This window comes from Streptomyces davaonensis JCM 4913 (assembly GCF_000349325.1).
Taxonomy (GTDB): Bacteria; Actinomycetota; Actinomycetes; order Streptomycetales; family Streptomycetaceae; genus Streptomyces; species Streptomyces davaonensis.
In genome coordinates this window covers 4,571,707-4,584,315 of the sequence record NC_020504.1, presented here as the reverse complement: position 1 = coordinate 4,584,315, position 12,609 = coordinate 4,571,707, and the positions used below count along the sequence as shown (strand labels likewise).

Annotated in this window: 7 protein-coding genes; 5 read left to right on the top strand and 2 right to left on the bottom strand. The window is 71.2% G+C overall.

Translation table 11 applies throughout. The features are described from left to right. Nucleotides 1-2: 2 nt before the first annotated feature. Nucleotides 3-527: a thiamine pyrophosphate-binding protein gene (locus BN159_RS20100; protein ID WP_015658827.1), complete on the bottom strand. Its 525-nt coding sequence runs from the start codon at nt 525-527 to the stop codon at nt 3-5. A 576-nt stretch (nt 528-1,103) separates the two neighbouring features. Between BN159_RS20100 and BN159_RS20095 the strand changes: the two genes are divergently transcribed. From BN159_RS20095 to BN159_RS20080, 4 genes are all read left to right on the top strand, one after another. Then, on the top strand, nt 1,104-2,549 hold the full coding sequence (locus tag BN159_RS20095) for a PLP-dependent aminotransferase family protein (protein ID WP_015658826.1): 1,446 nt from the start codon (nt 1,104-1,106) through the stop codon (nt 2,547-2,549). Beyond that, nucleotides 2,546-4,540: a class II fructose-bisphosphate aldolase gene (locus tag BN159_RS42870; RefSeq protein ID WP_015658825.1), complete on the top strand. Its 1,995-nt coding sequence runs from the start codon at nt 2,546-2,548 to the stop codon at nt 4,538-4,540. The genes BN159_RS20095 and BN159_RS42870 overlap by 4 nt, the downstream gene beginning before the upstream one ends. Further along, a complete protein-coding gene (locus BN159_RS20085) occupies nt 4,537-5,034 on the top strand; it encodes a YbaK/EbsC family protein (protein ID WP_015658824.1) in 498 nt (165 codons plus the stop codon). The genes BN159_RS42870 and BN159_RS20085 overlap by 4 nt, the downstream gene beginning before the upstream one ends. A 114-nt stretch (nt 5,035-5,148) precedes the next feature. Then, nucleotides 5,149-6,090: a DMT family transporter gene (locus BN159_RS20080; RefSeq protein WP_015658823.1), complete on the top strand. Its 942-nt coding sequence runs from the start codon at nt 5,149-5,151 to the stop codon at nt 6,088-6,090. A gap of 4 nt (nt 6,091-6,094) precedes the next feature. Here BN159_RS20080 and BN159_RS20075 read toward each other — a convergent pair whose 3' ends face one another. Then, the gene (locus BN159_RS20075; protein ID WP_015658822.1) at nt 6,095-6,925 is read right to left on the bottom strand and encodes a hypothetical protein; all 831 of its coding nucleotides are present in this window, start codon (nt 6,923-6,925) and stop codon (nt 6,095-6,097) included. An 86-nt stretch (nt 6,926-7,011) separates the two neighbouring features. On the opposite strand from BN159_RS20075, the gene BN159_RS20070 reads away from it, so the two are divergent. Next, nucleotides 7,012-12,525: an AAA domain-containing protein gene (locus BN159_RS20070; protein WP_015658821.1), complete on the top strand. Its 5,514-nt coding sequence runs from the start codon at nt 7,012-7,014 to the stop codon at nt 12,523-12,525. The last annotated feature ends 84 nt before the right edge of the window (nt 12,526-12,609 follow it).

Here is a 12,609-nt window from a genome sequence, read left to right as displayed (position 1 = left end):
CGCTAGATCCCTTCCCGGACGATCAGAACGGCGGTGCTGCGCCCGGCGTCGTACTGCTTGAGGAACGCCGCCACGGAGTCCTCGGGGTGCTCGTTGTCCAGCACGGTCCAGGGAAGCCCGAACACGTCGAGCAGCCGGGTGAGTTCGCGTCCGATGACGTCGTGCTCGACGGCGTCCTTGCCGTCGTGACCGCGCCAGCTGACCACGATCGGGAGGTGGACGTCGTAGATGAGGTTGAACGAGGTGAGGACGTTGAGCGAGTAGCCGAGGCCGGAGTTCTGCATGAGAACGACGGGCCTGGCCCCCGCCACAGCGAGGCCGGAGGCCACTCCCAGGGCGCTGTCCTCACGCGGCGCGGGTATGTACGCGGCCGGACAGTCGGGGTCCTCGAGTAGTCGGAAGAACCCCTTCAACAGGGAACACGGTACGCCGGTGAAGTGTGAATGCCCGCGGGTTACGAAGGCGTTCAGCAAGGTTTCTGCGACTTTGGTCCCGGGTCCTGCCGCCGACGAAGATTCAGGCAGCACGTATGACCTTTCTTATTTGAAACACGGACGTGATCACGCCCGACGAGGAGCGTCTCCGTGCCCCCCGACCGAGCGGATCTTGCATGAAGTCCCGGGGAATCCGCAATGACATTCCAGTATGCGAGCAGGTGAATTGCAGAAAGGGGCGAGTCGGGTATGTCGTGCGTTCGGTGATCTTGCGGGTGGTTGCTGATTCAATTTGAGCCCTGCGATGACTGAATTTCGATGTTTGAAGCCGGTGAGCGTGAGGATTTGGTGCCGATGCCCGCTTGACCAGCAGCGCCGTCTCCGGCGGCGGTGTGACGGAGGCCGGAATTCGACGCTCGGGGTGGCTGGATTTCGATGACCGATGTTGATCTTTCTCGTGTACATTCGGCGCCATCGGCGTGTGGCTGCCTCAGGAGGCCGAGGAATCGGCGAGGCTCGCTGAAGAGCATTGATGGCGGCGTTCGGCTCGTCTCGGCGCATCGCCCCGCACAGTGTCGTGCGCGGGTGCCAACTCTTCGCTTCGCCCTTTTTCCGGCGTCTCTATTCTTTTCTTTTCGGTTCTCTCCGACATGCAACGGGGGTTGATTCATGCGCGCGGCAGAACAAGACAGTGGTATCGGCCTCGTCGACGACGAAGCACAGGCGGCCGTCGTGGCGGCCGAGGGGATCATCGAAAAGGCCTCGGGGGGTGACAGCGGCGGCGAGTTCGGCCCGGTGTGGTCGGACGACCGGGTGGCGCACCTGCTGGAGCGGCTCGCCTCGGACTTCGTGCTCGACAACACCTACCGTGAGCAGCACCTGAGCCTCACGGCCAGCGAGAACTACCCGAGCAAGCTGGTACGGATGCTCGGCAGCGGACTACAGGGCGGCTTCTACGAGTTCGCCCCGCCGTACCCGGCCGAGGCGGGCGAGTGGGCCTTCCCGGACTCCGGCGCGAACGCGTCCTTGGTGGGGAAGCTGACCGGGATCGGCCGGCAGCTCTTCGAGGCGGCCACCTTCGACTGGCGGCCCAACGGCGGCTCGGTCGCCGAGCAGGCCGTGCTGCTGGGTACCTGCGGGCGCGGCGACGGCTTCGTGCACTTCGCGCACAAGGACGGTGGCCACTTCGCCCTGGAGGCGCTGGCCGGCGCGGCCGGCGTCAACACCTACCACCTGCCGATGGTCGACCGAACCCTGCTCGTCGACGTGGACCGGTTGGCCACGCTGTGCGCCGAGCACCCGGAGATCAAGCTCGTCATCCTCGACCAGTCGTTCAAACTGCGCTGGCAGCCGCTCGCCCAGATCAGGGCCGCGCTGCCCGAGGGTGTCTTCCTCGCCTACGACGCCAGCCACGACGGCGCCCTGATCGCCGGCGGGGCGCTGCCGCAGCCGACGTTGCTCGGCGCGGACGCCGTGCACGGCAACACCCACAAGACCATCGCGGGGCCGCAGAAGGCGTACATCGCCTTCCGGGACGCGGACCACCCGAAGCTCAGGGCGGTGTCGGACTGGGTCTGCCCACAGATGCAGAGCAATTCGCACGCCGAGCTGATCGCACCCATGTACGTGGCCCTGTCCGAGATCGCCCTCTACGGCCACGACTACGCGCGTCAGATCCTCGCCAACTCCAAGGCCCTCGCGCACGCCCTGCACGAGGAGGGGGTGCGGGTCTCCGGGGAGTCCTTCGGGTTCACCGAGACCCACCAGGTGCACGTCATCACCGGGTCGGCCGCCGACGCGCTGCGGCTGTCCCTGGGTGACCTGGCGCACGCCGGTATCCGCACCACCAACATCGAGGTACCGGGCGCCAATGGGCTGCACGGCCTCAGGCTCGGCGTCCAGGCGATGACCAGGCGCGGGCTGCGCGAGGCGGAGATGCGCGAGGTGGCCCGGCTGGTGGCGAAGGTGGTGCTGCGCCGCGCCGAACCCACGACGGTCCGCGCCGAGGTCGCCGACCTCCTCCAGGACCACGCCTTGGACCGGCTCGCCTACTCCTTCGACGCCTACGTCGACTCGCCGGCCGCGGCCCGTCTCCTGGGGGAGGTGTTCCGGTGAGCACGGCGACTCCGGCGAACGCGTCGGACACGGCGAACGCGTCGGACACGGCGGGCGCGTTGGTCACGGCGGGCGCTGCGGACGCGGGGCGTACGGCGATCCGGAAGAGCGCTGCGGCCCCGGCGAGCCCGATGACCCGCCTGATCCCCCGGCCTCCCCTGCCGCCCGGCGTGCTGGGCGCCGCCGTACGGCCGCGTCGCGCCGACGCACCGCACGCCGTGATCGGTGCGGAGGTCTGGCACACCGAGTGGGCCCGGCCACTGCTGGAGCGGCTCGGACTGCGGACCGTCATCGCCGACGAGCGGCTGTCGTGCGAGCGGGTGCTCGACACGCTCGCCGCCCAGTCGGTGGCGTTCGTGTGCGAGGAACTCCCGGTCAGCGGCCTGGCCGCGATGACCTGGGCGGCTCGCCGCACCGAGGCGCTGCGCCGCGACGACCCGCTGCTCGGCGTGGTCTTCATGGTCGAGGACCACCGGGCTCTGGACCCCCGCGCCCTCGGCCCGTTGGTGCGCACCCTGTCGCCCGGCGACACGGACCTGCCCGACTTCCTTGCCGAAGTGCAGGGCGTGCGGCGCGAATACCACTGGGAACTGCGCAACCGGCGGCCCGGCACACGGCCGGCCGGGGAAGCGGCGGCGCCCCCCGCCCGGTGGACGGGGACCGTGCCGAACTTCAACGTGAAGCACCCGTCCATGCTGCTGCCGTACGCCCTGCTCTCGGCGCGCACGCGGCGGGAGGTCTACTGCGAGATCTCGCCGCAGGAAGCCCTGCTGTTCGTCGCGGACAGCGCGGGCCGGGGTCCGGTCGCCGCCGTCGCCGAGGTCTTCGGCACGCTCCGGCAGGACGTCGACCGGCTCAACACCGCGCTCGGCTCGCGGCTGCGGCTGCACCTCGACCACGCGGACGACTACGAGGTGGTCCAGGCCGCCTGCGAGGCCGGGTTCGACTCGGTCATGGTCGACGGATCCGGCCGTACGCTCCACCAGAACGTGCTGTTCACCAACGCGGCCACGGAACTGGCCCGGCGCTACGGCGTCCTCGTCGAGGGCGAGATCGGCTCCATCGACGGGGCCGGGCTGCGCAAATGGAACAAGACGACCCTGAGCGACTTCACCAGGTTCGTCGAGAACACGGATCTCGATCTGGTCGGGGCGCACGTGGGCCAGTTCCACAGTTTCGACTACGGCTTCGCCGCCACCCGCCGGTCGCTGGCCAAGGTCGGTCTGCTGGACGACCGTGCCACCGGCGACGACCTGCACGCCTTCGCCGAGGCCTGCGCGCGCGTCGAGCAGGACCTCAACGACGCCGGGCTGCCCGGCTACTCGGCCGAGCACCGGCTGGTGGCGGAGTTGGCCCGCCGGGCCGCGACGGAAGGGGACGGGCCGGACGCCGGGCCGCGGCTCGACGCCGTGTTCCGCGAGGCGCGGACCCGTGTCCCGGTCTTCCAGCGGCCGCTGCTCGACGCCTTGGAGAAGGAGTGGCTGGAGCAGCGGCTGGCCAAGGCGCGGCGCAAGACCGAACTGTGGGACGAGGTCTTCGCCACCGAGCCCGCGCGCGAGCACCGGTACGCGGCGATCGACCACGGGCTCGTCCAGGCCCTCACCGGCGTCCTGGAGGGCACCGGCCGTGCTCTGGTCGTGCACGGTGGCACCTCGCTCTCGAGGGTCGACCTCGCGTCCCTGCCGGCGCACGGGGTTGCCCGCGTGAACTTCGGCAGCGGTGTCTACGCCGACTATCTGGAGGCGCTGCGCGCCCAACTGCCCGTGGATCTCGCCGTGGATCTCGCCGGTGACGTCAATTCGCCGACGGGTGAGGGGACTTGGAAGCATGTCCGGCGCATGTCGTACCTTGCGGAGGCGACACGTGACTGGCGGTCGTGGACCGATGCGCCGCCGTCCTTCGTCGACACCTTCGTCAGCCGGCTGGAGCGGTGCTACGCGGCCCCGCTCCGTGGCCGCACGCCCGCACAGGCCCAGGGAGGCCGCAGTTGAGTCCCTTTGAGCAGATCGTCGACCTTCTCGACCGGGAGAAGGCCAGGTACCGCGTGGTCGAGCACCCGGCCGAAGGACGCTCCGAGGAGGTGTCCGCGGTGCGCGGCACGACCGTGTCGCAGGGCGCGAAGGCGCTCGTGTGCCGGGTGAAGGGGATCGAGTCCCCGGCGGTGCTGGCCGTGCTCGCGGGCGACCGGCGCGCGGACCTGAAGAAGGTCGTCGCCGCGGTCGAGGGCAAGAAGGGCGGGTTCGCCCCGTCGGAACTGGCCGAGCAGCTCACCGGCTGCGTGGTCGGCGCCATCCCGCCGCTGTCGCTGTCCGGCACGCTCCCCGTCGTCGTGGACGCGGAGTTCCTCGCGGCCCACGAGGAGATCGCCTTCAACGCGGGGCGGCTGGACCGGTCGGTGGTCATGGCCACGGAGGACTACGTACGGATCGTGGCGCCCGCGGTGGCGCCCATCGCGGTGCCGGTGGTTCCGGCCGCGGCGGAGTAGGGACCGACACGGAGCAGGACCGACACGGAGCAGGACCGACACGGAGCAGGACCGACACGGAGCAGGACCGACACGGAGCAGGACCGACACAAGAAAAAAAGGGGGTGCGTCGGCTTGCGAGGGCGAATCGGGGCACAGTTCGTCGCGCTGGCGTGCGCGTGGGGCTCGAGCTTCCTGTTCATCAAGGTCGCGCTGGACGGGCTGACACCCGCTCAGGTGGTCTGGGGCCGACTGGTGCTGGGCGCGCTGGCGCTCTGCGCGGTCATGGCGGTGACCCGCAGCAGGATCCCCCGGGATCCCGGGCTCTGGCTGCGGCTGTCCGTCGTGTCCGTCCTGCTGTGCGTAGTCCCCTTCCTGCTCTTCTCCTGGGCCGAGCAGCACCTCGACTCCGGCATGGCGAGCATCCTCAACGCCACCACCCCGCTGCTGACCCTCGCGGTCGGTACGGTGGCCCTGGCGGACGAGCGGCTCGACCGGCGCCGTACGGCGGGCCTGCTCGCGGGGTTCGCCGGGGTCCTGGTGCTGATCGGCTCAGGGAGCCTGGCCGGCGGCGGTGGCCATCTCCTGGCCGAGTTCGCCTGTCTCGGCGCAACCGCCTGCTACGGCGTCGCCTTCGTCTACCTGCGCCGTTTCATCGCCCCGCGCGGACTGCCGGCGGTCAGCGTCGCCTTCGTACAGGTCACCATCGGCGCGGTCATCATGCTGGCGGCCACTCCCTGGCTCGCGGAGCCCACGCCCCGCGTCGACGCGCCGATCGCGCTCAGCATGCTGGCTCTGGGCGCTTTGAGTACCGGCCTGGCCTACCTGTGGAACAACAACATCGTGCAGGCGTGGGGCGCGGTGAACGCCTCCGCGGTCACCTATCTCACCCCGGTCGTCGGTGTCACGGCGGGTGTGGTCCTGCTGGGTGAGCGGCTGACGTGGACACAGCCGCTCGGGGCGGTGCTGGTCATCGCCGGGATCATGGCGGCGCACGGTGCGCCTCGCCCGGCGCCGCGGCCGGTCGTGGTGCCGGACGCGGCGGTCGACGTCGAGGCGGAGCGCGCGGTCCGCTGAGTCCTTACCGAAGCTCCTCGGCTCGGTCCTTGGCCCACCACAGGAACGCCGCGGAGTGCTGCTGGTTGGCGAAGCCGTCGCCGACGAGGGTGTGCAGGAGGTCGTTGCTCCACAGGATGAGCCGGCCGAGGGTCCAGTTCACCGACTCGGGAGCCGGCAGTTCCAGGCCGTAGACCAGCCGCGCGATCTCGCGCTTGCCGCCCGCCTCCGTCGTGTACTTGAGGATCGTCAGGAACCGGCCGGGGTGCATCACGCACAGGGCCCTGGTCAGAAGGGCTTCCTTGAAGCCGGTCATGGCGAACGGCTTGGTGCCGGCGAGCAGTTGCTGGAGCCGGTCCTCGAGGGGAACGTCGGCAGGTCCGTGGAGCAGGTACTCGATCGTTCTGCGGGTCGCCTCCGCGGCCGCGGCGTCGCCCATGTCGTTCCACGCGGAGTTGAACGTGGCCTGATTGCCGGGGCGCGCTCCGACCTCGGAGTTGGCGAAGTCCTTGAGGACTCGGGGGTCGCACGTCCACAGCCCCTCGGGCGAGAACACCTGCTGGTACTTCGACCAGTAGGCGGCCACGTCGGGGTCGAAGCCCGGCTTGTCCGCGAGGTACTGCGCCTTCAACCTGGCCACCCGTGCCAGGCGCGCCGGATCGACGTCCTCGGGCTTCGGGAATCGGGCCTTGAGGTCGCTGAAGGAGTGGACCTGACTCCGCTGCGGGGCGACGGGCTCCCGGTGCTCCCACTCGTACCCGCACCGGTGCCGCACCGTCCGGCGTCCACCGTCGAGCGGCCGGACCACCTCGATGTCCTCGTCGTCACTGCACAGCGGACACATGACCAACGCCATGGCTCCCCCTCCCGGACGATGATGTCGCACATACAATGCGCACAATATCTCCATGATTTGGTTACACCGGTTCAGCGAGGTGGCCCGTGCCCGCATCCGCCGTGACGCCCGACGATGTCGTACGCCACATCTTCCGCTATCTCGCGGAGGTGGGTGAGAGCCGCACCAAGCCGGTGCGGACGCACGACGATGCCCGGCATCGCGTGTGGTTCGCCGACCTGCCCGCGCAGTTCGGCTCCTTCCTCACGGAAGCCGTCCCCGGCGAAACGCCCCTGTGGCTGCGCGCCGACCGTCCCGTACGGCACGAACCGCCCGCTCCGCCGCTGCCGCTCGCCCACTGGCTGGACGGCCGGGAGATCCACGACTCGGCCAGGGAAGCGCACCCCGAACTGCGGGCCGAGGCAGACATACCGGCGGACGAGATCTCCGCCGGGGGAAGCGCGCACACCGGGCACCTCACCGTGTCCCTGGCCGACTCGCCCCAGCGGGACACCGTGTACGCCCAGTACCGCGCATGGTGCCGCGAATGGGACGGGTGGGCACGACGCGACCGTGCCATGAAGCCGGTCGTACGGGCCTACGACCGCCTGTATCGCCTGTGCGTGGACGCCTCCGAACTCGGCGAGAGCTTTGAACTGGTCGTCGGCTTCGGCTACCTGACCTGGTCGGCGCAGGGCGAGCCGATCCGCCGTCATCTCGTCACCTGCCGGGCCGTCATCACCATCGACCCCGAGACCGGTGCCATCACCGTCGGCCCGGACCCCGAGCACGGCAGCCCGGTGCTGGAGGAGTCCATGCTCGACGCCGGACAGAAGGCGCGGGCGGACATCCGCGCCCGCATCCGCCAGGAGCTGGAAGCCGCCGGCGACACCACCGTTCCGGAGCTCGCCGACCAGCTGCACCGGGCCCTCACCACCTGGACCATCGCGGCCCACGAGGCGGGCCGTTACGACCCCGCGCCGAAGCCGCACCGGGCAGCGGGGGACCCCGCCGTACCGATCGTCGGCTTCGCGCCGGTGCTGCTGCTCAGGGAGCGCACCCGGCGCAGCATGCTCGAAGCGCTGCGCGCCGTTGCCCTGTCCATCGAGCAGGGGGCCGAGCCCACCACCCTGTTGCGGGCGATCGCCGGTGCGGGCGGCGACCGGCCGCTGGGGGAGCCGGGCGGCAAGGACACCGTCGGCCCGCAGCCGGAGCTGTACTTCGCGCTGCCCTCCAACGACGAGCAGCGCACCATCGCCGAGCGGCTGCGGGACCGGGACCTCGTGGTGGTCCAGGGACCGCCGGGCACGGGCAAGACGCACACCATCGCCAACCTGGTCACCGACCTTCTCGCGCGCGGCAACCGGGTGCTGATCACCAGTCACACCGCGCGCGCTCTGAAGGTCCTGAAGGGCAAACTCCCCGTCGGCATCCGTGAGTTGTGCGTGAGCCGTACCGACGACGGGGCCGGGCAACTGGAGCTTGAGCACTCCGTCAAGGCCATCCTCGACCGGCAGGGAACCTTCTCCGCGCGGGCGCACCGGCGGCGCATCCAGGAACACGAGGAGCGCCTCAGGTCCGCCCGGTCCGCGCAGGCACTCGCCTTGAAGGCGCTGCGTGCGCTGCGGGAACAGGAGACGTACCACCATCCGGCCGAGATCGGCGATTACGAGGGGACGCTGACCCGGATCGCCCAGCAACTCGCCGAGGGGCAGCCGCGGTTCGCCTGGATCGGCTCGGTCCCCGCCGACGCCCCGACGCTGGACGCCGAGGCTCTCACAGGCCTGCGCCGGGCCGCGCTCGCCTTCACCGAACGGCACCGTGCTCTCGCGGCGTCGGTCAGTGCCGCGCTGCCCGATGCGGGACAGCTGCCGACGGCACCCGCTTTCGCCGAGGCGGTCGGGACCATCGAGGCGGCGGAGGCCGACCTCGCCGCGCTCCGGCAGGGCGGCTTCGCCTCCCGTGCCGACGACGCCGTGTCCGTGCTCACCGCGGTGCAGCAGGACCGACTTGCCGCCGTGCTCGACGACTTCACCGCCGCGGCCCGTACGGCCGCCTCGATGCCGACGGTCTGGGCCGGGCTGCGCGCCGAGATCCTCGCGGGGCAGGACTTCGGGGCGCGCAGTCGGCACGAGCGCACCGCCGCGGCCCTGACCGCGATCGAGGAGGCGGAGCGGGCCCTGGGCTCGGCGTTGGTCACCGGCCTCGAGGCGTACGACGTGCCGACGGCGCTCGGCCTGGCCGGCACCCTCCGGGACGGGCTGGCGTCCGGCGAGAAGCTGCGCGGGGCCCTGGGCATGAAGACCAAGCTGCGGAAGGCGGTCGGCGCCTTCCCCGAGACCGTGCGGGTCGACGGGCGTGCCGTGGAGACGGCGGCCGCCGCGTCCGCCGTACTGCACCGCGTCACCCTGGAACGGCATCTCCAGGACATCGAGCGGGAGTGGGGAGCAGGCCCCGACGACGCATGGCAGGCCACCACCCGCCGCACCGCCCGCCTGCGCCAGGACGTCGCCACCCTCACCGCCCTGACCGCCCTGGCGGACTCGCGGCACGCCATCGCCGACGCCGGTCGCACCGTGCCGGGTCTTGCCGGGGTCGACTGGGGCGACCAGGACCAGGCCGACACGGTCCGAAGTGTGCTGCGAGCCCGAGCGGCACGCCGGGCCGCCGACCCCGCCCGCGCCCTGATCGACGACACCCTGCGGGTACTGCGCGCCGCAGCCCACCGCAGGGGTGCCTCGCCGGCCCTGGAGCAGGCCCGCGCCGCGGTCGAGTCCCGCGATCCGGCGGCCTACGGCGCGGCGGTCAACGACCTGGACGACCTGCGGGAGGCACTGTCGCGCAAGAAGGCCTGCGATGACGCCTACCGGCTGGTCGCGGCCGAACTCCCGGACCTCGCGGACGGCTTGGAGTCCAGGCCCGAGGACGACGCCTGGGACACCCGCCTCGCGGACTTCGAGGGCGCGTGGGCCTGGTCGGTCTGGCACGACCGTATGAAGGAGCTGACCGACCCGGAGGCAGAGGTCCGGCAGCTGCGACTGCTCGCCGAGGCGGACGCCGAGATCCGGATCGGCCTGGAACGGCTGGCGGCCGACAAAGCCTGGTTCAGCTGTCTGTCCCGGCTCACGGACGACCAGGCCGTGGCCCTGAACTCGTATCAGCAGAACGTGCGCAGGCTGGGCAAGGGCACCGGGAAGTACGCGGCCAAGTACCGCAGGCAAGCCCGGGAGAGCCTCCAGGCCAGCCAGGCGGCGGTGCCCGCGTGGATCATGCCGCTGCACCAGGTGACCGAGACCGTGCCGATGGACCGGTCCGGGCGCTTCGACGTGGTGATCGTCGACGAGGCCAGCCAGTCAGGCCCCGAGGCGCTGCTGCTCGCCTGGCTGGGTGTGAAGGTCATCGTGGTCGGTGACGACCAGCAGGTCAGCCCCGCGCAGGTGGGCGTGGACCACGACGAGCAGTTCGCGCTCCAGAGCCGCCTCCTGGCCGAACTGCCCGCTGCCCGACGTAACTTGTTCAATCCGACCGCCAGCCTCTTCGACATCGCCTCCGGTCTGGCCGGAGGCCGCGGCAAGCTGATGCTTCAGGAGCACTTCCGGTGCATGCCGGAGATCATCGGCTTCTCCAACGAGCACTGCTACGGCGGCCGGCTCCAGCCGCTGCGGCAGTACGGCGCCCACCGGCTGCCGCCGCTGCGCCCGGTCCACGTGGCCGACGGCTATGTCGAGGGCAGCGGACAGAAACAGATCAACCGGCCCGAGGCGGAGCGGCTGGTGGCGGAGGTCGCCCGGTGCATCGCCGATCCCGCCTACGCGGGGCGCACCATGGGGGTGATCACCTTGCTCGGGACGGGCCAGAAGTACCTCGTCGAGGACCTGCTGGCCGACCGGATCCCGCTGGACGAGCGACAGCGCCGGCACCTGCGGGTGGGCAACGCCGAGGAGTTCCAGGGCGACGAGCGCGACATCGTCTTCATCAGTACGGTCGTGTCGCTCACCGGCCCCGACGGGCCGCGCCGGAGCGGCCACTTCAGCAGTTCCCTGAACCGGCAGCACCTCAATGTGGCCGCATCCCGCGCCCGCGACCAGGTGTGGCTGTTCCACAGCTTCACCCGCACCGAACTGGGCGAGACCGATCTGCGGCGCGCCTATCTGGACTGGTTCTCCCGCCCGGCCGAGGAGCAGGACGGGCTCGGACTCGGTGAGGTCCGGCCGGACGTTCCGCACGAATCCTTCGACAGCCTCTTCGAGCAGCGCGTGTATCTGGCCCTGCGGGCCCGTGGCTACCGGGTGCGGCCGCAGTATCCGGCCGGCCGCTACCGCATCGACCTCGTCGTGGAGGGCGGCACGCGACGTCTTGCCGTGGAGTGCGACGGCGACGCCTTCCACACCGAGGAGAACGCCGACGCGGACGCGGCACGCCAGCGCGAACTGGAGCGGGTGGGCTGGACGTTCGTCCGGATCCGGGGCAGCCGCTTCTTCCTCGATCCGGAGCGGGCACTTGAGCCGTTGTGGGCGGAGCTGGAGCGACTCGGCATCGAGTCGGCGGCGCACTCGCCGGCGGGTGGGGGCGCGGAGGACGGTCGCGCGGAGCCGACCGGTGCCGAAAGCGCCGTACCCGTTGCCTCTGCTGCCCCGGACGCCGAGCGAGACGACACCCGGCCCCGGCCTGAGCCCCGGCCCGTGTCTCAGCCCCGACCCGTGGTCCCGCCCCAGCCCGTGCACGGCACGGACGAAGAACAGCCTCAGTTCGTGACTGTCGCGCGGCTGCACCGCGACGAGGTCAATGCGGCCCAGCACGCGTTCAGCATGCGGGCCACGCTGCCCAAGGCCGCACGGTTTCTGGCGGGAGCCGGTGCGCCGGGCTTCCCCGAGGTCGATGCCGTGGACATCCTGCGCGAGGGGCACGCTGTCGTGCGGGTCGCCCACGCCGAGGTGCAGGCCATGATCCGCGCCGCCATTGCCCATGTCGACGTACCGGTCCTGGGAGACAGCGGTCGGGTGGGTCTGGCGCGACACCATGCCCCCGGCAGCTCCGGTGCCGCGGACGGCCGTACGACGGAACTGCTGCGGGCGCGGCCGGCGGCTGAAGCGGCAGCCCCGGCGCGGAGTCTTCCGGCGGTACCGGCTCAGCCGACCCCGACCCGGAGCGCCGGGTCCGCCCCGCGTCTGCGGGTCGACCGGCTCAGCGTCGCCGCCCATCGGCGCGTGCAGCGCGAGCTTCAGCGGGTGCAGGACGAACTGGATCAGCCGCTTCCGGAGATCGTGGCCGTGGACTCGTCGTCGCGGAAGGCCCAGCTGGCCGACCACGACCGGCGGCGCGAGGCCCTTCAGGAGCGGCGCAGCCAGCTGCGTGCCGTGCTCGACCGGGTGATCCCGGACTCCTCCCTGACCGGCGGGGCGATGGTGGTCCCTGGATGCCTCGTCGGGGTCGAGGACCCGGACGACCCCGGCATCATGACGTACGAGATCGCGATGCTCGCCGGTGACGAGGCGGAGCGGTTGAGCCCCGACACCTCCCTGGGGAAGGCGCTCATGTGGCGAGAGGTCGGGGACGAGGTGAGCTGGCAGACGGAGTGGGGTACCCGCATGCAGGTCATCGTCCGGTACATCCAGGACTGAGCGACCCCGGGGAGTCGGCCTTCCGCGGCCGAGGAGAGGTGGACGCGGGTCCCGGTCGGTCACCTCGGCCGGCCGGGACCCGTT